At 70.2% G+C, this 19418-nt stretch carries 20 protein-coding genes, 1 other RNA gene and 2 pseudogenes; 10 read left to right on the forward strand and 13 right to left on the reverse strand.

Annotation, left to right across the window (positions count from 1 at the left end; translation table 11 throughout):
• Nucleotides 1–19: 19 nt before the first annotated feature.
• Nucleotides 20–928: a LysR family transcriptional regulator gene (locus tag AB0F40_RS15340; RefSeq protein ID WP_357468916.1), complete on the forward strand. Its 909-nt coding sequence runs from the start codon at nucleotides 20–22 to the stop codon at nucleotides 926–928.
• 11 nt (nucleotides 929–939) lie between these two features.
• Here AB0F40_RS15340 and mtnN read toward each other — a convergent pair whose 3' ends face one another.
• The gene (mtnN, locus tag AB0F40_RS15345; protein ID WP_357468919.1) at nucleotides 940–1680 is read right to left on the reverse strand and encodes a 5'-methylthioadenosine/S-adenosylhomocysteine nucleosidase; all 741 of its coding nucleotides are present in this window, start codon (nucleotides 1678–1680) and stop codon (nucleotides 940–942) included.
• 107 nt (nucleotides 1681–1787) lie between these two features.
• Nucleotides 1788–2237 (reverse strand): annotated as a pseudogene (locus tag AB0F40_RS15350) (S-ribosylhomocysteine lyase); the annotation flags it as partial.
• Nucleotides 2238–2385: 148 nt separating this feature from the next.
• Here AB0F40_RS15350 and AB0F40_RS15355 point away from each other — a divergent pair.
• The 3 genes from AB0F40_RS15355 (at nucleotide 2386) to AB0F40_RS15365 (ending at nucleotide 4904) form a co-directional block, all read left to right on the forward strand.
• Nucleotides 2386–3309 carry a Nif3-like dinuclear metal center hexameric protein gene (locus AB0F40_RS15355; RefSeq protein ID WP_357468922.1) on the forward strand — a complete coding sequence of 308 codons (924 nt, stop codon included), beginning with the start codon at nucleotides 2386–2388 and terminating at the stop codon, nucleotides 3307–3309.
• Between the two features lie 87 nt (nucleotides 3310–3396).
• Complete coding sequence (locus AB0F40_RS15360; RefSeq protein ID WP_357468925.1) at nucleotides 3397–4155, forward strand: C4-type zinc ribbon domain-containing protein; 759 nt, start codon at nucleotides 3397–3399, stop codon at nucleotides 4153–4155.
• Nucleotides 4152–4904 carry a histidine phosphatase family protein gene (locus AB0F40_RS15365; protein WP_357468928.1) on the forward strand — a complete coding sequence of 251 codons (753 nt, stop codon included), beginning with the start codon at nucleotides 4152–4154 and terminating at the stop codon, nucleotides 4902–4904. The genes AB0F40_RS15360 and AB0F40_RS15365 overlap by 4 nt, the downstream gene beginning before the upstream one ends.
• A 22-nt stretch (nucleotides 4905–4926) precedes the next feature.
• Here the strand turns inward: AB0F40_RS15365 and AB0F40_RS15370 are convergent, their stop codons facing one another.
• Both AB0F40_RS15370 and AB0F40_RS15375 read right to left on the reverse strand, forming a co-directional pair.
• Nucleotides 4927–6171 carry an MFS transporter gene (locus AB0F40_RS15370; RefSeq protein WP_357468931.1) on the reverse strand — a complete coding sequence of 415 codons (1245 nt, stop codon included), beginning with the start codon at nucleotides 6169–6171 and terminating at the stop codon, nucleotides 4927–4929.
• Nucleotides 6172–6302: 131 nt separating this feature from the next.
• Nucleotides 6303–7130 (reverse strand): peroxide stress protein YaaA, encoded by an 828-nt coding sequence (locus AB0F40_RS15375; RefSeq protein ID WP_357468934.1) that lies wholly within the window; start codon nucleotides 7128–7130, stop codon nucleotides 6303–6305.
• Nucleotides 7131–7180: 50 nt separating this feature from the next.
• Between AB0F40_RS15375 and AB0F40_RS15380 the strand changes: the two genes are divergently transcribed.
• Entirely contained in the window at nucleotides 7181–7564 is a 384-nt protein-coding gene (locus AB0F40_RS15380) for a tautomerase family protein (RefSeq protein WP_357468937.1), read from the forward strand.
• Nucleotides 7565–7605: 41 nt separating this feature from the next.
• Nucleotides 7606–8004: RNase P RNA component class A (gene rnpB, locus AB0F40_RS15385), an RNA gene on the forward strand.
• 3 nt (nucleotides 8005–8007) lie between these two features.
• On the opposite strand, the pseudogene AB0F40_RS15390 reads toward rnpB, so the two are convergent.
• Together AB0F40_RS15390 and AB0F40_RS15395 are read right to left on the reverse strand one after the other, a co-directional pair.
• Nucleotides 8008–8223 (reverse strand): annotated as a pseudogene (locus AB0F40_RS15390) (tyrosine-type recombinase/integrase); the annotation flags it as partial.
• Between the two features lie 334 nt (nucleotides 8224–8557).
• Nucleotides 8558–10633, reverse strand: coding sequence for a cytochrome P450 (locus AB0F40_RS15395; protein WP_357468940.1), 2076 nt, complete (start codon nucleotides 10631–10633; stop codon nucleotides 8558–8560).
• A gap of 245 nt (nucleotides 10634–10878) precedes the next feature.
• Between AB0F40_RS15395 and AB0F40_RS15400 the strand changes: the two genes are divergently transcribed.
• The gene (locus AB0F40_RS15400) at nucleotides 10879–11049 is read left to right on the forward strand and encodes a hypothetical protein (RefSeq protein WP_357468942.1); all 171 of its coding nucleotides are present in this window, start codon (nucleotides 10879–10881) and stop codon (nucleotides 11047–11049) included.
• A 195-nt stretch (nucleotides 11050–11244) separates the two neighbouring features.
• Here AB0F40_RS15400 and AB0F40_RS15405 read toward each other — a convergent pair whose 3' ends face one another.
• Both AB0F40_RS15405 and AB0F40_RS15410 read right to left on the reverse strand, forming a co-directional pair.
• Complete coding sequence (locus AB0F40_RS15405; protein ID WP_357468945.1) at nucleotides 11245–12477, reverse strand: cytochrome P450; 1233 nt, start codon at nucleotides 12475–12477, stop codon at nucleotides 11245–11247.
• Nucleotides 12478–12546: 69 nt separating this feature from the next.
• Nucleotides 12547–12681, reverse strand: a complete 135-nt coding sequence (locus AB0F40_RS15410; protein WP_357468948.1) for a hypothetical protein — start codon at nucleotides 12679–12681, stop codon at nucleotides 12547–12549.
• Nucleotides 12682–13171: 490 nt separating this feature from the next.
• Here AB0F40_RS15410 and AB0F40_RS15415 point away from each other — a divergent pair, with 490 nt between their 5' ends.
• Nucleotides 13172–13573: a squamosa promoter-binding protein 15 gene (locus tag AB0F40_RS15415; protein ID WP_357468951.1), complete on the forward strand. Its 402-nt coding sequence runs from the start codon at nucleotides 13172–13174 to the stop codon at nucleotides 13571–13573.
• A 363-nt stretch (nucleotides 13574–13936) separates the two neighbouring features.
• On the opposite strand, the gene AB0F40_RS15420 is transcribed toward AB0F40_RS15415, so the two are convergent.
• The 3 genes from AB0F40_RS15420 to AB0F40_RS15430 form a co-directional block, all read right to left on the reverse strand.
• Nucleotides 13937–14953 carry a Fic family protein gene (locus tag AB0F40_RS15420; RefSeq protein WP_357468954.1) on the reverse strand — a complete coding sequence of 339 codons (1017 nt, stop codon included), beginning with the start codon at nucleotides 14951–14953 and terminating at the stop codon, nucleotides 13937–13939.
• A 663-nt stretch (nucleotides 14954–15616) separates the two neighbouring features.
• Nucleotides 15617–16096, reverse strand: a complete 480-nt coding sequence (locus AB0F40_RS15425) for a hypothetical protein (protein ID WP_357468957.1) — start codon at nucleotides 16094–16096, stop codon at nucleotides 15617–15619.
• A 78-nt stretch (nucleotides 16097–16174) separates the two neighbouring features.
• Entirely contained in the window at nucleotides 16175–16297 is a 123-nt protein-coding gene (locus AB0F40_RS15430) for a hypothetical protein (protein ID WP_357468960.1), read from the reverse strand.
• A 240-nt stretch (nucleotides 16298–16537) separates the two neighbouring features.
• On the opposite strand from AB0F40_RS15430, the gene AB0F40_RS15435 reads away from it, so the two are divergent.
• Nucleotides 16538–17053 carry a hypothetical protein gene (locus AB0F40_RS15435; RefSeq protein ID WP_357468962.1) on the forward strand — a complete coding sequence of 172 codons (516 nt, stop codon included), beginning with the start codon at nucleotides 16538–16540 and terminating at the stop codon, nucleotides 17051–17053.
• Nucleotides 17054–17075: 22 nt separating this feature from the next.
• Here the strand turns inward: AB0F40_RS15435 and AB0F40_RS15440 are convergent, their stop codons facing one another.
• Nucleotides 17076–17486: a contact-dependent growth inhibition system immunity protein gene (locus AB0F40_RS15440; RefSeq protein WP_357468965.1), complete on the reverse strand. Its 411-nt coding sequence runs from the start codon at nucleotides 17484–17486 to the stop codon at nucleotides 17076–17078.
• Between the two features lie 388 nt (nucleotides 17487–17874).
• The gene (locus tag AB0F40_RS15445; protein WP_357468968.1) at nucleotides 17875–18588 is read right to left on the reverse strand and encodes a hypothetical protein; all 714 of its coding nucleotides are present in this window, start codon (nucleotides 18586–18588) and stop codon (nucleotides 17875–17877) included.
• Between the two features lie 318 nt (nucleotides 18589–18906).
• On the opposite strand from AB0F40_RS15445, the gene AB0F40_RS15450 reads away from it, so the two are divergent.
• Complete coding sequence (locus AB0F40_RS15450) at nucleotides 18907–19308, forward strand: squamosa promoter-binding protein 15 (protein WP_357468971.1); 402 nt, start codon at nucleotides 18907–18909, stop codon at nucleotides 19306–19308.
• Nucleotides 19309–19418 lie beyond the last annotated feature (110 nt).

Genomic DNA, 19418 nt, shown 5'->3' on the forward strand with positions numbered 1-19418 from the left:
CTGCCCTACGGTCGGCTTCATGCTCAATCCACGACGGCTCGAGATCCTGCGCGCGGTCCTGGCCGCCGGATCGATCAACGGGGCGGCCCGGAACCTCAGCTACTCGCCCGCCACGATCAGCCAGCACATGGCCGCGCTCGCGCGGGAGACCGGGCTCGTCCTGTTCGAGAAGCAGGGCCGCGGGATCGCCGCCACGGACGCCGCCCGGGAGCTGGCCGACCAGGCACAGGCGCTCCTGGCCGACTTCGGCCGTTTCGAACGGGCGGTGGCGGACCTCCGGGGCGGTCAGGGGCAGCACCTGGCCGTCGCCTGCTTCGCCTCGGCGGCCGAGCAGTGGATGCCGGCGGTGGTGCGCGCCGTTCGGCGGCTCCAGCCGAACCTCACCGTCGAGATCAGCCTCAACGAACCGGTCGACGGGCGCGGACGGCGGCGGCCGGACCTCGGCATCCGTACCGAACCGGCCGACGGCGCCGGCATCCGTCTCGACGGGTACGCGCGCCACGAGCTCGTCGTCGAGGAGCTCGTCGCCGTGCTCCCGGCGGTGCACCCGCTGGCCGGCGCGTCCGAGGTGAGCCTCCGCGACCTGGCGCAACAGCCGTGGGTCGACCACGACATCTATGACAGCCCGATCGGACGGATCGTCCTGGGCGCATGCAGCGCTGCCGGTTTCACGCCGCGCTATGCCGCCCGGCTCGACGACCACCGGGCGGCGCTCCGGCTCGTGGCCGCGGGGATCGGCGTCACCGTGCTGCCGCGGCTGGCCGTGCCGGACCTCGTCCCGGGGCTCGTGACGAAGCCTCTGATGCGCCCGGGCGTCTCGCGCCGCATCGTCGTCCACGCCGGCCAGGACCGGCGTCGGGCAGCGCTCGTCGCGTGCGCCGTGAAGCAGCTGCGGGCCAGCGCCGACGAGAGCACTGCCGTCGCGTAGGCCCCAGCGGCTCAGTCCGGCAGCAACCCGACCGCCGCGGTGACGACCTGCGCCGAGCGCAGCGCGGCGTCGTCGACGTGCGTGAGGAACTCGGTGCCGTCGGGCGCGCACAGGTCGGAGACCGCCCGCACCGACACGAATCGGGCGCCGAAGTTGTGGCACAGCTGCGCCAGCGCGGCGGACTCCATGTCGACGGCGAGGATGTCGGGGAAGTCGGCGCGGAGCCGCAGGGCCAGGTCGGTGGTGGCGAACTTCTCGCCGGAACCGATGGCGCCCTCGCGCAGCCCGGGGCGTCCCTGACCGTCTGCGGGTTCGCGCGCCCCGACTTCGGCGGCGGCCCGCCGGACGGCGTCGGCGAGCACGGGGGCGGCGTCGTACGCCTCGGGCATGCCAGGGACCTGGCCGAGCACGTACCCGAAGGCGCGCGCGTCGGCGTCCGCGTTCACGAGGCGGACGCCCAGGACGACGTCGCCCACGGCGATGTCCTTCGCGAGGCCGCCCGCGCTGCCCGCACTGATCAGCGGCACGCCCGCGCCATGGCGGAGGATCGCGCTCGCGCCCGCCGCGGTCGCGTTGACGAAGCCGATCCCGCTGCGCACCAGCACGACGGGCCGGCCGGCGAGCGTGACGCGCCGGTACTCGGCGAGGCCCACGCGCTCCGGCTCACCCACCTCGGACGCCAGCTCGAGGAAGGGCGCGGCCTCGTCGTCCATCGCGACGAGCACGACGGCGACGGGTGTCGGGGCGCTCACCGGTCGGTGACCGCGTCGCGTGCCGCGGCCTCGCGGGCCGCCGCGTCGCGTGCCGCCGCGTCGCGTGCCGCCGCGTCACTCGCCGACGCCTCGCCCGGCGCACCGTCGGCGAACACCTGCGACCAGACACCGCGCGCCGACAGGAACACCGAGGCGGCCTCCTGCGCGCCGGCCAGGGAGTGGTTCGCTCCCCAGCCGCACTGCACCTCGTTCGCGGCGGGCACCTCCGACGCCGTGACGATGTCGCGCATCGTCGCCTCGACGAGCTGAAGCACGTCCGCGTAGGCGAGGTCGCCCTGCAGCATCAGGTAGAAGCCGGTCTGGCAGCCCATGGGGGAGAAGTCCAGGACGGCGTCGGAATGGTTGCGCGAGTGCTCGGCGAACAGGTGCTCGAGGGAGTGCACCGTCGGCATCTCCAGGTGCGCGACGTTGGGCTGCGTGAACCGGACGTCGTACTTGACGATCACGTCCCCTCCCGCGAGCTGCTTGCGGTCGGCAAGCCGCACGTACGGAGCGGCGACGGCGCGGTGGTCCAGGTTGAACGACTCGACGTTCATGCGGGGGGCTGACTCGGTCACGGCACGAGCCTATGTCCTCTGCGCCTCCAGGACGTGCGATTGGGCGTGCTCGACCGCGGCGGGCAGGTCGGTGAACAGATGGCTCCCGCCGAGACCCGCCGTCCCGCCGCGTACTACGCTGCAAGGCGTGAGCAGCGCCGACATCCCCGCACGCCCCACCCTGGCCCAGGTCGTCGGCGCGCTCGACGGCCTCTACCCACCGTCGACGGCGGAGGGCTGGGACGCCGTCGGGCTCGTGGCCGGCGACCCGGCCGCACCCGTCCGCAAGGTGCTGTTCGCGGTCGACCCGGTGACGGCCGTCGTCGACCAGGCCCTGGAGTGGGGCGCCGACCTGCTCGTCACGCACCACCCGCTGTTCCTGCGCGGGGTGAGCTCCGTGGCCGCCACCACCTTCAAGGGATCAGTCGTGCACCGGCTCCTGACCGGCGGGTGCGCCCTGCACGTCGCGCACACCAACGCCGACGCCGCCCCGCGCGGCGTGGCGGACGCGCTCGCCGACCTCGTCGGCATCACCGACCGGCGGCCGCTCGAGGTGAGCGCCGCCGGCGAGACGGACGGCCACGGCCAGGGCACCGACTACGGCACCGATCGCGGCATCGGCCGGGTCGGCCGGCTCACCGAACCCACCACGCTGGCCGGCTTCGCCCGTCGCGTCGCGGCAGCGCTGCCCGCCACAGCGCAAGGCATCCGGTTCTCCGGCGACCCGGACGCCACGGTGACCACCGCCGCCGTCCTCGGCGGATCCGGTGACGGCTACTTCGACGCCGTGCGCGCGGCGTCCGCCGACGTCTACGTGACCTCCGACCTGCGCCACCACCCCGCCTCCGAGCTGCGGGAACGGGCCGAGTTCGAGGCCCGCACCGCCGGCGCCCGTGGACCGGCGGGCACCCCGTTCCTCGTGGACACGGCCCACTACGCGAGCGAATGGCCCTGGCTGCGCTACGCCGTCGAGGACCTCGCCGCGGCGCTCGCGACCGACGGGCTGGCGGTGGAGGCGCGCGTCAGCGAGCTCGTGACCGACCCCTGGACCGGCCGGGTCCCGTCTTCCTGAGCCGGGGCAGGCGGGTGGACTCCGCGCGGGCGGGCGCGGGGTAGCGTTGGACCGCCCCCCCAGCACCCGACCGAGAGGACGCCTCCCGTGGCTACCGCACCGCCCGAAGACCAGCGCAGGCTGCTGGAGGTCCAGGCGCTCGACACCCGGGCCCAGCAGCTCGCTCACCAGCGCAAGAACCTGCCGGCGCTCGCGACGCTGGCGGAGCTCGACGGCCGGATCGCCGACCTGCGCGCCTCGCTCGTCGAGTCACGTACGCGGGTCGCCGACCTCAAGCGTGAGCTCACCAAGGCGGAGGCCGACGTCGAGCAGGTGCGCAACCGCGCCGACCGCGACCAGCAGCGGCTCGACGCCGGTGGCGTGAGCGCCAAGGACGCCGTGGCGCTCACCGACGAGCTCGGCTCGCTCGCCACGCGCCAGGCTGCGCTGGAGGAGATCGAGCTCGACGTCATGGAGCGGCTCGAGGCGCACGAGGACGCGCTGGCCAAGGTCGAGGCCGCCAACGGCGAGCTCGTCGCTGAGAAGACGAAGGTCGAGGCCGAGCGCGACGCCGGCTGGGCCCAGATCGACGCGCAGGTCCAGGCGATGGCGGGCGAGCGGGCCAAGGCGGCCGAGGGGCTCGACACCGCCCTGGTCACGCTCTACGAGAAGATCCGGACGCAGCTGGGCGGCACGGGCGCGGCGGTGCTCAACGGCAACCGCTGCGAGGGCTGCCGGATGGACCTCCCGCCGGGCGACCTGGCGACCATCAAGAACGCGGCCCCCGACGCCGTGGTGCGCTGCGAGGAGTGCGGCCGGATCCTGGTGCGCGTCTCCGGCGCGACGACCGGCGCTGCCGCCGGATGAGCGAGGCGCCCGGGGCCGACGCGCACCGGCGTCCACCGGCCGTGCCTGCGCGGTCCGACGGCGCGCTCCCGCTCACCGTGGTCTTCGTCCGGCACGGGGTGACGCCGCTGACGGAGGCCGGAGGATACTCCGGGTCCGACGTTCCCGGCCCGCCCCTGACCGCGCAGGGCCGGCTCCAGGCCGCGCAGGCCGCTGACGCCGTCTTCCGCATCGGACGTGCCGCGCGGACCGGTGCGGGTTCGACGGGCGGCAAGCGTAGCGGCGGCCTCTGGCCGGACCTCCCGCGTCCGACGGCGCTCGTCGCCTCGCCGACCGTGCGCACCCAGGAGACGGCGACCGCCGTCGGACGGCGCCTCGGGCTGCACGTCACCACCGAGGACCGGTTCGCCGAGTGCCGGTACGGGGAGTGGGAGGGGCTCACCGCGCCCGAGATCGAGCAGGGCTGGCCGGGCGAGCTGGCGCGCTGGCGCTCGACGGGCAGCTTCGTGCCACCGGGCGGCGAGTCCTACGCGCAGCTCGGCGCGCGCGTCTGGGCCGGTGTCGCCGACCTGCTGGCCGGCGGCGTGGGCCGCACGGTGGTGGCGGTGGGGCACGTGGCGCAGATCCGGACCGTCGTCGGGCAGGCGCTGGGGGCGCCGGCCTCGCACTGGGCTCGGCTGCGGATCCCGCCCGCCTCCCTGTCGGTGGTGCGGCTGTGGGAGGACGGCTCCGCCGAGGTGGTCGCCGCCGGCGTGCCGACCGACGGCTGAGCCGTCCCGGTGAGCCGCCGGCCTACTGCCAGGTGACCGGACGGTCGCCTGAACGCTTGAGCGTTCCCCGGGCGAATGCCGGGGCGAGGGGCACCAACGCCAGCACCAGCACCGCGGGAAGGGCGAACCCGAGCCGGAGGTTGTCCGCCCCGACGAACCCCGTGAGTACGGAGCCGAGCAGGGCGCCCACGTAGTTGAACTGGTTGAAGCGCGCGATGACGGCGTCGGTGCGCGCGCGGTCGGGCTCGGGGGCGGGGCCGGCGGCCGTTCCGGCGACCGGGTCGTTCGCCGTGCCTGCCGTGCCCGCCGCGATGCGTCCAGCGGCCGAGAAGCTGAGCGGCGCCACCAGAGCGACTGCCGCGCCGAGGATCGTGAAGCCCACCACCGCGACCTGCCACGACGGCGCGAGCGCCACCAGGGCCAGCGCACCGCAGGCCATGACAGCCCCGACGCGGAGCAGCGGCGCCACGCCGAACCGGGTCACGAGACGGCCGCCCGCCAGGCGCACGACGATCGAGGTCACGAGGTAGGGAAAGGTCGCGAGCGCGACGAGGTTGCCGGGAGCGTCGAACGAGCGCGCCAGGTAGACGGGGCCCCACGCCGCTGCGGTGGTGTCGACCATGTAGAACACGACCAGCCCGAGCCCCACGAGCCAGATGGGGCGCCACGGGACCGGCCCGTCGTCCGCGGCGGGGCCTGGCGGTGCGATCCGCTGGGTCGCCACGACGTGCGGAAGGAAGCGCGCGAACGCGATCAGCATCGGGACCACCGCCACGAACGCTCCCACGGCGGGGGAGAGGTGCCCGGTCGCGAGCACCAGGACGGCGGCGCTGATGCCACCGGTGGTCCAGTATCCGTGCGACGACGGCAGGATGGGCCGGCCGTACCGGTGCTCCAGGTCGACGCCCTGCATGTTGGTCGTGGCGTCGACCAGGCCGAGCGCGACCCCGTACACCGCGACCCCGCCCACGAAGACGCCGATCGCCGGCGCCAGCGTGATCGCGGGCACCGCCACGACCATCAGCGCGAGCCCGAGCCGCAGCGTGGCTGCGCTGCCGACGTTCCGCGCCGCGTGCTCCGCGACCAGGGATCCGACGCCGGCGAGCAGCACCATCATGAGCAGCAGCAGCGACAGGGCGATCTCGTCGAGGCCCCAGCGCTCCAGGAACCGGGGCAGGCGAGTGGTCAGGCTGATGAAGACGAAGCCTTGTGCGAAGAACGCCGCTGCCACCGCGACCCGGGCGTCCGTCAAGCTGCTTGTCGTCATGACCGGCCATCCAACCGCCCGGCGGGCGACTGCGCCAGGGTTTGGGGCCCGACTCTCTCCTTCGAGGCCTAAGTTGCTTCGCTTTCAGACCCTCGAAAGCGAAGTAGCTTAGGCCTCGAAGGAGAGATGGCTCAGGCGAGCACGAGCTCCAGGGTCCTGGGGCCGCGGGGCTTGGCGTCCAGCAGGTTGGCCTCGATCAGGGTCTGGTCCCTGCCCGAGCCGATCTCGGTGAGCACGACGGAGCCCACCAGCTCCTGTGCGGCCTTGAGCACGTCCTCGCTGGTCCGGGCCTCGGGCTCCCGGCGAAGGAGGTGCCCGGCCAGCACACCGCGCGTGTGCTTCGCGTTGTGCGACACCACCGTCCGCTTCCCGTCGGTCTCGCGCAGCACGCGCACCTCGACCCAGTCGGCGGACCCCTCGCCCGTCGTCCGCGGCTTCCACGCCGCCACATAGGTGCCGGAACGGCAGTCGACGACGACGTCGCCAGCCGCCCGCGCGTCGAGGACCTCCGCGAGGGCGGGCTTCCAGAACGTGGCGAGGCGGCCGACGTCGGGCAGGCCGACGCCCATGCTGAGCCGGTAGGCGGGGATGCGGTCACCGGGTGCGACGACACCCCACAGGCCCGAGAAGGTGAGCACGCTCGCCTGGGCGCGCCGCGCGGCGCCGTCGGGCAGCGTGGCCAGGCCTGCTGCCGCGTACAGGACACCCGTGTACACCTCCGCCGCGCGGGCCGACGGCGCTTCGCGGAGCGCCGTGTTGCGCGCGACCTCGTCGGCGAGCCCGGCGCTGACCCCGAGCACCGAGGTCGCGTCCGGTCGTGCGCTGACCCGTCCGAGATCGGCCAAGACCTGCTCGCGGCGTGCGGTGAGCTCCGGGTGGACCAGGGCGTCCAGGTCGAGGGGAGCTGCGCCGTCGGGCGCGGGGGTCTTGCCCTCGGAGGGCGGGAGGAGCAACATCACCCGCTCAGCCTAAGGCGGCCGGCCGACACGGCTGGCTAGGGTTTCCGAGCATGGCCCAGATCAAGGTGTACGGGAACCGGTCCGTGTGGGGCGAGCGACGTGCGGAGATCTCCGACGCGCTGCATGTCGCGCTCGTGCGCACCTGGCGGCTTCCGGCGGACAAGCGGTTCCACCGCTTCCTCCTCCTGGACGACGGCGACCTGGTCGCCCCGCGCTCGGACGCCTACCTCGTCGTGGAGATCGTCTGCTTCACCGGCCGCACCCGCAAGGCCAAGCGTGCCCTCATCGCGGCGCTGTACGACGACGTCGCGCCGCACCTCGGACTGGCCGCGAACGACCTCGAGGTGGTCATCCTGGAGAGTCCGAAGGAGAACTGGGGGATCCGCGGCGTCTCGGGGGACGAGCTAGCGCTCGCGTACCGCGTCGACGTCTGACGGGCGGTGCGACGACTTGGCGGTACTCTTCTACCTGCGGACGAGTCGGTCGGACGGTCGCGTTGGGTGCCCTCGGGCGCCCGCCGAGGAACGTCCGGGCTCCACAGGGCAAGGTGGTGGTTAACAGCCACCCGGGGTGACCCGCGGGACAGTGCCACAGAAAACAGACCGCCCCAGATCTTAGGACCTGGGGTAAGGGTGAAACGGTGGTGTAAGAGACCACCAGCGCTGCCGGTGACGGTAGCGGCTAGGTAAACCCCACCTGGAGCAAGGTCAGACAGACTGTGTTTGAGGGCGGCCCGCCCGATTCTCTGTTGAGAAGCACAGTCGGGTAGACCGCTCGAGCCCTGCGGCAACGCAGGGCCTAGATGGATGGCCGTCGCCCGCGCGGGGGTAACCCGGCGTGGGAACAGAACCCGGCGTACAGACCGGCTCGTCCGCTTTTAACGCCCTGACCTGCATCGGAGCACCAGTCGGAGGCTTCCAGGCGCGAGATCACGTTCGCAGTTGCGCCATGGTCGCCTGGCCTGAAGGCCGTGGTGATACCAGTAGGTGTCCAGGGTCTCACTCGCGTCCTTGTGGCCCAGTCGTGCCTGAACCGCCTTGACGGGCGCGCCGTGGCGGATGCGCGGGCTCGCGTAGTAGTGACGCAGATCGTGGAAGTCGACTGGATGTCCTCGGAGTCGATCGGGGCTAGCGGCAGGTGTCCCAACCGTGGGTAGGTTCGGATCTCAAGAACCACGTCGACCTGGTCCTCTGTGTTGCCGCGATGGACCTGGAGCGTCCGCCAGTGCTCGGCGTGCTCCTTGAACGTGAACTTGCCGGCGTCCGGGTCGACGGGTCGCCGTCTCCAGACCGCCAGGACGACGGTCGCCGCGAGTTCCGGTCCAGCACCTCGCTCGGGCCGACCGGAATGCTGACGATCGTCTCGGGCGCGCTTCCCGGGGCCAGCATTGTCGCTGGCCCCGCCGGCCTTTCGTCGACGAGGAGTCGCTACCTCGCGTCGCCAAGGGTGATCCGGCGCCGCAGGGCCTGGGCTAGTGGTGCCTCCCACACGTCGGTGCCCTCCGTCGGATCGGGACCGTCGTGCGGAAGCCGGGCCATCGTCTGCTTGGTGACGCGGATGGCTTCCCGGTCGCGCCGGGCGATGCGCCGGGCCAGGCGCTTGGCCTCGGCCCACACGTTCTCGGTCGGGACGACGGATTGCACGAGCCCGCCCTCCAGCGCCTCCTGGGCGTTGATGGCATCGCCGAGCAGCAGCATCGCGCGGGTCCAGCCGGAACCGATCTCGGCGACCAGGCGGTCCAGCACCTCACTCGGACCCACCGGGATGCTGACGACCGTCTCGGGCGCGCGGAACCGTGCGTCCTCGGCGGCCACGCGCAGGTCGCTCGCGACCGCCAGCCCGAGCCCTGTTCCGGCGACGTTGCCGTGCAGCGCCGCGACTGTCACCGCCGGGCAGGTGCGCCAGGCGCGCAGCACCTCGTCGCTGAGCTCGACGAGGTTCCGGTAGCCGTCGGGGTCGTTGGTGGCGAGCTGGCCGAGCTCGTCCAGGTCGCCGCCTATGCAGAAGTGGCGCCCTTCGGCGCGCAGCACGACGGCGGCGACGTCGTCGGGCAGCGTCGTGAGCACGTCGCCCAGGGCGGTCAGCGTCGCTCGGTCGAGCCGGTTGTCGCCGTTGGGCCGCGTGAGGGTCACCACCAGCACGGCGTCCTCGCGGTTGACCACGACGGGTCCGGCGGCGGACGCGCTCTCACCAGCGGCCACCGCCGCACCAGCACCCACCGCCGCACCAGCACCCGCGGTCGCGGCTGGACGGGGTCGCCGCCGTACCGGCACCGAACGCGTTCCGCGGAAGGCGAGGGTCTCGTCGTAGCCCACTGGCCCGGCGAACTCGAGATCGAACCGCTGCAGCACCTCGGGGAACAGTGTCGTCGCTTCCAGACGGGCCAGCGGCGCGCCTAGGCAGTAGTGCATGCCCACGCCGAAGGCGAGGTTGCGGCGGGGCGGGCGCGAGAGGTTCAGGTCGTGCGGCGAGTCGTAGGCGTCGGGGTCGTGGTTGGCCGCGGCGACCACGGCGTGCACGATCTGCCCGGCTGTCACCGGGATGCCGCCCGGCAGCTCCGTGTCCTGCGCTGCGTACCGGGTCATGAGCTGTACGGGCGATACGAAGCGGACCAGCTCCTCGACGGCGCCGTGCACGGCTTCCGGGTGCTCGAGCATCCACGTGGCCTGGTCGGGCCGGCGCAGGAGCTGCACCACGCCGTCGGACAGCAGGGACGTCGTCGTCTCGAGGCCCGCCTCGATCATGACGTTGAGCTGGGAGCCGGCCACCGCGCGCACCGCGGGGTCGGTCTCTGCGTCGAGCCACTCTCCCAGCGGGGAGTCCTCCGTGAGCCGGGGTCTGGGCTGGGCTACGAGCTGTTCCCAGTACGCGTTCCACAGCTTGCCCGCGCGGTCGGCCTGCGCCATCCGCGCCTTGCTCGGCGCGAGGTCGTGCACGTTCGAGAGCATGCGGCTCATCTCGCACAGCAGCGGGATGTCCTCGCGCGGCAGCCCGAGAACGATGCAGAGCACCGCCATGGGCAGCCGGTCGCCGACCAGGGCCCCGAAGTCCGCCTCGCCGTCGGCGCGCAGCACCGCATCGAACCGGTCGAGGTACTCGTGGACGGTCTGGACGATCTGCGGTGTGAGGTCAGCGACCGACTGCGGCGAGACGAACGAGCCAAGGCTGCGGCGCAGCCCGGCGTGCCCGGGCGGGTTGGTGCCGAGCGCGGAGTCGTGCAGGAACTTCAGGCCCGGGTGCCGCGCCCACGTCGGCTGGCGCGCGGTGCGCCAGGCGGCGTCCACGGTGCGCCAGCCGGATCCGCTGAGCACCTCGTGGCTCGCGTCGTGCGAGGTGACCATCCAGGCTCCCCACGGCATGCGTACCGCCGGGCCCATGGCCCGCAGCTCGTCGTAGACGGCGTGGGGGTCGGCGCGCCCTTCGGGCGTGCTCAGGTGCCGGATCAGCTTGGTCACGCGGCGGCGGGACTCGCGGTCCGAACTGGCTGCGACGGCGTCTGTCATCTTCCGGGATCTACCGGTGTGGTCAGGCACTGGGGCTCCTTCTTCAGCCAAGACACCATCTCGTCTGCCGACGGACAACGTTAAACATAACGTGCATACCGGGCAGAACGTTCGGCACTTGCGGGTCGCCGTGTGACCATTGCGTAAAGAAGTGACTACGAGACAGCCATGTGACGGTGCGGGTAGTCTTGTGCGCCGTTGGCGCAACCTGGCAGCCTCGGCAACCGCCTGCCACGCCGACCCCGGTGTCGAAGACCCCCTGTCAGTTCGTCACGAACGACACCGTCATTGCCGGGTCGATCGGCGGAGAGGTGCGACGCCTCGGGGAGGCTGCGGTGGACGAGGTCGAGTCCTGGGTGCGCACCGGGACGTTCCGTACGCCGGTGCACCCGGAGACCCTCGCCAGCACGGCCTGAGTCCCCCAGCCGCTGGTGCTCGTCCCGAGCATCGGTAGATCGAGTCGCCAACATCCTCGACGAGGCACGCTGGAACCTCGAGTTCATGCTGCAAGATGCAGGTCCCCGACGGCGAACCCCGCGCGGGCATGGCGCACGAAGACTTGCGTGAACGGCAAGGCGCACGTCGATGCCGTCTGACGCTCCAGGGGCAGGTCAGACGCGGGCAGGCGTGCGGGCGGCCTGGCGCTCGGGAGTGAACGTCACCGGCAGCGTGGACGGGTAGCGCGACCACGGCGATGGCGCCCACTTCACCACCGGGTCGGTGAGCCTCAGGTCGAGCCGCTCCATGAGGCTCTCCACCGCGATCTTGACCACGAGCCGCCCGGGGCGCTTGGCGGGGCACGCGTGCGGCCCGACGCCGAAGGACAGGTGCGACCGGTTGTTCGCCTCGAAGAGGTCGTCCGCGGTGCGTACCCGCGGGTCGTTGTTCGCGGCGGCCACGCCCATCACTATCGCGTCGCCGGCGCGGATCCGCGCCGTGCCGAGGGTGCAGTCGGTCACGGCGTACCGGGCGGGCAGGTTCGCGACGGGCGGCTCGCTCCACAGCGTCTCGTCCATCGCGTCGTCGAGGCCGCGGCGCACGCCGGTGACGCGGCCGGTGTACCGGGGGTCGGTGAGCATGCGGCGAAGTGTGGCCGCGATCCAGGTCACGAGCATCTCGTTGGCCGCGCAGATCGCGATCACCATGGAGTGCACGATCTCGGTGTCGTCCTCGAAACTCGGGTGCTTGATGAAGCTGTCGGTCAGGTTCGGGCCTGGCTCCGCCCGGGTCGCGATGACGTGGTCCAGCACGATCTGGTCCATCCGGACCAGGGCTGACACGGGATCGCCGCCGTGCCCGAAGATCTCGCTCGCGCAGCGCAACAGGTCGAACCCCTGCCGCTCGTCGAACCCGAACATGCCCGACACCGCCAGGAATGACACCGCCGCCGCATACTCGCCCATCAGGTCCGCACGGCCCTTGGCGGCGAACGAGTCGATGAGCCGGGCGCAGACGACGCGCACGAGTGCTGCCGTCCGGACCTCGTCCATGTCGGCGAACGCCTCGTCCACCGGGAGCCGCAGCCGCCGGTGTTCCGCGCCGTCCGAGAAGTACAGGTTCCGCCGTCCGGTCGGGGACAGGATGGCGTGCAGGGTCGACTGCGGTGGTAGCTGCTCTCTCCAGTGCCGTGGGTTCCGGGCGAAGACGCTCTCGGTGCGCATCACCTCCATGACCTCGGCGTGCCCCAGCACGAGCCAGCCCGGTACGCCTGGCTCCAGGTCCACGGGGGCCACCGCCCCCCACTGGTCCTGCAGCTTGCGCAGTGCCGCAGTCATGTCCTCTGCACCGGTCAGGTCCACCAGCGCGACCCGGCCCCCGCTCCGCTGCGGTTCCAGGTCAGGCATGCCCCTCCACCCGTCGACATTCATCTAAATTATCCATCGAAATCTGGGGCGACCTGCGTAGACGCCCGATCAGGCGTTTCTATCACGGGCAGCAGAGAACACGAAACACGCGGCGTTCTTCCCCACGGCGGCCAGGTCCGGGCTCATCGCCGTCGCGAACGCCAGCACCCGGAACGCCTCTCGCGGGACCCTCGCTCTGTTCATGACCGCTCAGGGCCAGCTCGACCCCATCCTTGCCACCGTGACTTCCCTGTACTGACCCGGCAGTCACCCCATTCAGCCAGCACCGGCCAACGCGGAAACCGCTAGACTCCAACGTTTCCAACGAGGCCGATGCTGGGCTTTCCCCAGGCACGACTTCGAGCTCTACTGCAACCCGTGCGGCGGTGATCGCCGCCCACGCCATGGCCCCGCTGCACGCGTCTGGTAGCAGACCGTGGTAGGGGGAAGGGCTCACCATCGTGCGCGCCGTGCGACACTGGCCGGCACCCGGGCGCCACATCGACGATGCGAGCACCGAGCCTAGGGTGCAGCCTGGGTCGATCGCTTCAACCTGGGGGTAGGACTGCCAGTCGCTGCGTAGCCAGGAGGTGCCGTAGGTCTCTGAGTTGACGAAGACGCGATAGGTACCGTCGTGTAGGCGCTGAGCACCGCTCATTGGTGACGTGCTGTCCGTTCCGGTAGAACGATCGCTATGAGCTGGGTGGCGAACGTCATGATCTCGGTCGACATGGACGACACCGAGAACGCGGAGGCGCTGAGCGAGTGGCTGCGGACGGAGGCTCCCCTCCGGTCGAGTCCTGAGCGTGGCGGAGTGGGGTATCTGAGGTTGCTCACCAGCGCGGAGGGCGGCCAATGGGGCGGGTGGAAGGCGCCCGAGTGCGAGGTGTGGGCGGGTGCGCTGAACCATGCTGACCTTGATGCTGTCCGGCAGCGCTTCTTCGAGATGCCGTGGCGCGAGCCGAACGCGGCGCAACTGTTCGTGATGGACCAGGAAGAGGGCTTCTTCCGGCTGTGGATGATCCGCGGCGACGAGCTTCGGCAGTTCACGCCGCTCGTACCGAGCAAGGACGACGAGGTCTTCTATCGGGAGTGAAGAGCCAAGCACAAGACCGTTCACACCCGGACGGCGGCGAGCCTGCACGCGGTCCGATTGAAGAGCCGCTCGGTACACATCGGGTACACATGAGCGCTGTCTGAGCCCATGCGACGCCACCTCCACCAACGCGCCCCGGACCCGGCAGAACCGCCAAGTTCCAACGATCTCGCGGCGCCCAACCAACTCGTCGGACACCGCGAGACATACCGGTACACCCTCCGGGAGAACCCGGCGTACAGACCGGCTCGTCCGCTCTTCAGTTTCCGACCTGCGGTAAAGACCCTGGGGCGCCGGTCGTCCACCTGTGATCTGCATGTGGGTCCGTAGGACCGGGCGCCGGATATCGGCGGAGTCCTCCGCTTACTTTTTGGCGCGGGACCGCTTGGTGCGCTGATAAGCCTGGACGGCCTTTCTGCTTGATCGCCAAATGCCGTCGGGTCCTTGGATGGCGTCGAGCCGGCCACGCTGTGCGGCCTGACGCAGCGCGGCCAAGCTGAAGTCCTTGTTTACCAGCGACGCGAGCGGTACCAGGCGGGCCGGGCCCGCCACTGCCGGAACGATGAACCGGTTGAGGTTGTCGTACATGGCACGCGCGAGGAGCTCGCCCAGGGGCCCGTGCTCGCCCGCGTCCGACCTCTGCATCGCCGACAGGTAGGCCGGACGTTCGCGCTTGAGCACGATGACCGGTGGGTAGCCAAGACGGACCAGGATGAGGTTGAGCAGGAGGCGACCTGTGCGTCCGTTGCCGTCGATGAACGGGTGGACGCGCTCGAACTGGTTGTGAATCTCGGCGAGGCGCTCGGGCCACGGAGCTTGGCTGGTCCGGTCTCGCAGCTCGTCCCGTGCGGCGTTCACGGAGTCGACCCAGTCCTGGACCATGGCCGGGACCAGTGGCCAGCCGGGGGGTTGCATGCCAGCCCCGAACGGGTGGATGTCGTGTTCTCGGAATTGCCCCGGTCCCTCGTGGGATGTGGCATCCGGATGTGGTGCGACCTCCCATACGGGGCTCATCGTCCGCTGATGCACCTGGCGCACCTCGAAGACGCTGATCAGGTTGCCGTCGTGCCAGTCACCGGGTTCTAGCGCGTGTCCGTAGACCCACTGCGCGGCGGTGCCGTACCCCTGGACTTCCATGTATTCCTTGAGGGGCTTGGCTCCTACTGCGCGGCCGTCGTCCAGTAGCGCGGTTACCTCGCGCAGAACGAGGGTGTTGCCTTCGAGTGCGGTCGAGTGGTGCGCCTCGAGGTGCCAGATGTCCGACCAGACGAACTCCGACTCCTTCGGGGAGGGGAGTCCCCCGAGGCGCTCGTTGAGCTCACCGATCGCGCCTTCAAGCCGTGCGTACACCGTTGCCCGTGAGGGTCTCCCGCGTGCCATGTGCCTCCTGACCGATACACCAGATCGCTACCCAATGGATCTTATCAAGGAGGTCTCTGGTTGATACACGAGGAGCCGACCCAATTGAACTTATCAGCCGCAGGCGAGCGAGGGCTGTGAGGACGGCGATCTAGCTCGCCCACGACATGGGTGTGCTCAGGCGACTACGTCGTGCTGGGTGGTGGCAGGTCGGTGTCCGCGATCCGGGGTCGGTCGCGGAGTACGGCCTCCGCGTTGCGCAGGTCGCAGGGCTCATCGCCGCCGAGGAGGGCGCGGACCCGGCCCGTGCGGCGGTTGGTAGGGCTCTTGCGGACTCTCTGCGGACTGGGTACGGACCGCGCAGGGTCAGGCCTGGGCCTGGTCGTGCCAGGTCATAGGGCTACCCGCCACGACCGCGTCGGGCATGTGGGCGACCTAGTCACGAGTGATCGTCTCGTTGCTGGCCTTCTCACCGAGGTAGGGACGAACCGAGTGCGGGATGTCGGTGATCCGCGTCTCCCGGAAGTCGTGCCACAGGCCGTCAGACACCAAGGCCGCCAACGCTCGCGGAGCCGCAGAATTCCCACGTTCCCGGCCGATCCTGCCGGGTACCCCGACAGGCCATAAGGCCTGCCGAGGAAACCCGGCGTATAGGCCCGTGAGTGCCGGGACCGTGGCCGCTGGTCAGCGTCGTCCGAACGGGCCGCGCCTTCGCCGTCGCCCGTTCGCGTCGGACCTGGTCCATGCGCCGCCTACGTGTGTGCGGGTGGCGTGCTCGCCGGGTTCGATGTTCAGTACCTCGATCAGGGTGGCGTCGAGTTCGACGATGTGGTGGAGGTGGCCGATCCTTCCGTTCACGATGGTCGCGTCGGACGTCCCGATGAACTGCCACATCCCGTCGTCGCCGTCGTGCGAGACGTACAGCACCGGTTCCTCGCCAGCCGGTACTCCTGACGTGGCGACGCTGGCTGTACCAAGGACGCAGTGCCGTAGCCATCCCGCGCGGCTGTCGAGAGCCATCACGGCGTCGACCACAGCCCAGATGAACGGAAGATCCTCATGTTCCCTGGCCTCGACGGCGGTCAGGTGCGGGCCGCCCTGGGGCACAGTCTCGAAGGGTTCGTCGACCAAGGCGTAGGCGATGTCGCCGTCGTGGGCGAACACCGCTGCGTGGATGGTTGCGCCGCCCGCGTTGCCGGCGCCGATCCCGACGGAGGCGCGCCCGGAGTCCGCGCCCGAAACTCAGCCGAACGCGTACGACGCCAGCTCGCCGCGTGGGCCGATGAACTCACCGGATACCCGGCGATCAACTCCCTGAGCCGTCGTGATCTCGACGAACTGTCCTTCGTTGACCTTGATTTCCACAGCTGGAGCCTATCTGCGCCTTGCTACGGGCCAGTCCAGGAAGAGTTCACAAGCATCCCGGCAGTCACCTCCTCCAGCCAGCACCGACCAACGCAGAAACCGCTAGATTCCAACGTTTCCAACGAGGCCGATGCTGGCCATCCCCCAGATACGACTTCGAGCTCTACTACGGCATCTGGTGGGCGGCCGGTGATGGCCTCCTGAGGTTCCGGGGCCGGGCTGGGCCATAGCCTTGGCGCCGTGACGACCTACCCGTACCTCGGCGTCGAGGGCTACCAGCCGGGCTATCAGCGTGGCCTCGCAACGATCGCGGAAACGCATCGGCGGCGTCTCGCGGGACTCATCGGTCAGCGCCTCACCTGCGCGTGGCTGCTCTGGGATAGCGAACGCGACGAGTGGTTCGCCGACGCACCTGTGCTCCTCGAGTTCGACAGCGAGCAGGTCGAGGTCCAGCACCACAAGTTCGATGAGCTGTCACTCACCTGGAACACGGTTGACCCGGGCGGTCCTGTGCGGTTCGAGGACTTCGACCTGTGCTGGCGGAGCGACGCGGCGGCGATCTTGTCGGGCCTCCAAGGCCAGTCCGTCAGGCAAGTCTCGTTGCTCGAATGGCGGGGCCGCGACATGGCCAGCGGCATGGTCGCTGTCCATCTCGTGTTCGACGAGGGGCAGGTGACCGTCTACAACGCCCTGGACGAGAACGGGCTGTCGTTCGACGACCCGCAGCCTGAGTACTCCTGGCACCGGATCGGGTGACACAGCGGATGTGCTCGCTGTCTTAGCCGTGGACGGCGTTGAACCTCGCGAGCAACTCGGCGTCGTTCCTTGGCAAGGTGGCGATCATCCTGTCAGGGAGGTTGCCGATGACCGTGGCGAGGCGGGATGCCAATGTCATGTCGCTCAGGTGGTCCCAGGCGTCGTCAGGCGCTCGGATGACCGCGAGCAGCAGGTCGCCGGGGTAGAAGTCCCCGCTCACGAAGGGGCCCTCGATCAGCACTTGCACTGCTATGGGGAGCACCCGCACGAGCGCCAGCTGCTGGGCGACGAGGACCCGCAGGTCTTCAGGAGTGAGTTCGGTCAGCGGCCGCTGACGTGTGGCATGCGCGCGCCGCATCAACCCGGTGGCGTCCGGGGCAGGGTCAAGGCCGCGCCGTGCGGCGGGGGCGCCGGGTACACATCGGGTACACATCGGGTACACATGAGTGCCGTCTCTGCCCATCTGATGCCAGCCTCTCCAACGCGCCCCGGACCCGGCAGAACCGCCAAGTTCCAACGATCTCACGGCGCCCAACCAACTCGTCGGACACCGCGAGACATACCAGCACACCATCCGGGAGAACCCGGCGTACAGACCGGCTCGTCCGCTTTTGAGCCTCTGACCTGCGTCGGAGCGGTGGCCGGAGAAGCCCGAGCTGTCGCGTTGTGCGAGGTCGTCCGGAGCGGAGCCTCGCGCAGCGAGCCGGACAGCCATCAACGGCCCGAACTGATCTCGCCGATACAGCCGGGTCCATTCGACGCTCGGGCGTTCCACCCAACCAGTGACGTCTCGGAGTCCCCAGCGTTTCCGGCCAGCGGCCTCAGCTGGATCCTGTTCTCATCCCGCAGGACCACCAGCCCTCGTCCAGCCGGGCCGGGGCGGTGCAGGCCATGCCACGCATGTTTACGTCGGGTCTGCGGTGGGGCGAGTAGATGTAGCCGCCCGCGTCGTCGACCAGCCGTGCCCACTGCGGAACGAAGATGGTCACCGCATCAGGGCCTTCGGCCTCGTGGTAGACGTCGACGGAGCCGGTCACGGAGACGAAGTCCAGGGTCCGGGGAAGTTCGGCATATGGCCCGTCGAGATCGCCCTGCACCGCGCGTTCGACGACGTCGTCGAGCGCGGGGCGCAGCGTGTAAAAGTCGTGCCGCGCACTGTCATGTGTCAGGCCGACGCTTCCCGGGACCGCCCATGACGTGATGAACACCGCACCGAGCACGACGACGCACACCGGGAGCCTGTGCGCCGCTCGGCGTCTGACGATGCCGAGCATGGCCACCGAGACGATGACGAAGCCGACGGTCCATGTGAGGCCTCGACCGATCGCGGCGTCGAGGTTCTCACCGAGGACACCGTTGAATCCGGCGTGTTCCAGAACCTGCCACAGTCCGATCGGCAAGGCCCTGAGCTTGTACGCGGTCCAGGCGAAGACCTGGGAAGCCCCGATGAGCATGAGCACGACGCCAACCGCCACCAGGACGATTCTCGTCCAGCCGCGTGAAATCCGTGGAGGAGTGCTCTGAGCGGCTGTCATGCCGAGATGCTACTGGCGCGACCGGAACCTAGGGGCAGGACAGGCAGGACCGTGGGTGCTAGCCCGGTACTCGGCGATCTGCACGATCCAGCGGATGCATGGGAGGGCACCCTCCCATCGACGATGCGAGCATCGAGCCTAGGGTGCAGCCTGGGTCGATCGCGTCAAAACTGGCAGGGGTTAGGACTGCCAAGTCGCTGCGTGGCCGGGAGATGCCGTAGGTCTCGTTGAGTCAACGAGGACGCGATAGGTACCGTCGTGTAGGCGCTGAGCACCGCTCATTGGTGACGTGCTGTCCGTTCCGGTAGAACGATCGCTATGAGCTGGGTGGCGAACGTCATGATCTCGGTCGACATGGACGACACCGAGAACGCGGAGGCGCTGAGCGAGTGGCTGCGGACGGAGGCTCCCCTCCGGTCGAGTCCTGAGCGTGGCGGAGTGGGGTATCTGAGGTTGCTCACCAGCGCGGAGGGCGGCCAATGGGGCGGGTGGAAGGCGCCCGAGTGCGAGGTGTGGGCGGGTGCGCTGAACCATGCTGACCTTGATGCTGTCCGGCAGCGATTCTTCGAGACGCCGTGGCGCGAGCCGAACGCGGCGCAACTGTTCGTGATGGACCAGGAAGAGGGCTTCTTCCGGCTGTGGATGATCCGCGGCGCCGAGCTTCGGCAGTTCGCGCCGCTCGTACCGAGCGAGGACGACGAGGTCTTCTTTCGGGAGTGAAGAGCCAAGCACAAGACCGATCGCACCGCGGACCCGGCAGAACCGCGAAATTTCAACGTTCTCGCAGTGCCCAACCAACTCGGCGGACACCGCGAGACATACCGGTACGC

Source organism: Promicromonospora sp. NPDC023987 (assembly GCF_040639055.1).
Lineage (GTDB): Bacteria > Actinomycetota > Actinomycetes > Actinomycetales > Cellulomonadaceae > Promicromonospora.

Coding starts and splice junctions, on each gene's coding strand:
- AB0F40_RS15395 (WP_357468940.1), bottom strand. CDS start 10,633: ATGACAGACGCCGTCGCAGCCAGTTCGGACCGCGAGTCCCGCCGCCGC.
- AB0F40_RS15450 (WP_357468971.1), top strand. CDS start 18,907: ATGAGCTGGGTGGCGAACGTCATGATCTCGGTCGACATGGACGACACC.
- AB0F40_RS15405 (WP_357468945.1), bottom strand. CDS start 12,477: ATGCCTGACCTGGAACCGCAGCGGAGCGGGGGCCGGGTCGCGCTGGTG.
- AB0F40_RS15365 (WP_357468928.1), top strand. CDS start 4,152: ATGAGCGAGGCGCCCGGGGCCGACGCGCACCGGCGTCCACCGGCCGTG.
- AB0F40_RS15415 (WP_357468951.1), top strand. CDS start 13,172: ATGAGCTGGGTGGCGAACGTCATGATCTCGGTCGACATGGACGACACC.
- AB0F40_RS15445 (WP_357468968.1), bottom strand. CDS start 18,588: ATGACAGCCGCTCAGAGCACTCCTCCACGGATTTCACGCGGCTGGACG.
- AB0F40_RS15370 (WP_357468931.1), bottom strand. CDS start 6,171: ATGACGACAAGCAGCTTGACGGACGCCCGGGTCGCGGTGGCAGCGGCG.
- AB0F40_RS15380 (WP_357468937.1), top strand. CDS start 7,181: ATGGCCCAGATCAAGGTGTACGGGAACCGGTCCGTGTGGGGCGAGCGA.
- AB0F40_RS15410 (WP_357468948.1), bottom strand. CDS start 12,681: ATGAACAGAGCGAGGGTCCCGCGAGAGGCGTTCCGGGTGCTGGCGTTC.
- AB0F40_RS15420 (WP_357468954.1), bottom strand. CDS start 14,953: ATGGCACGCGGGAGACCCTCACGGGCAACGGTGTACGCACGGCTTGAA.
- AB0F40_RS15440 (WP_357468965.1), bottom strand. CDS start 17,486: ATGTGTACCCGATGTGTACCCGGCGCCCCCGCCGCACGGCGCGGCCTT.
- AB0F40_RS15340 (WP_357468916.1), top strand. CDS start 20: ATGCTCAATCCACGACGGCTCGAGATCCTGCGCGCGGTCCTGGCCGCC.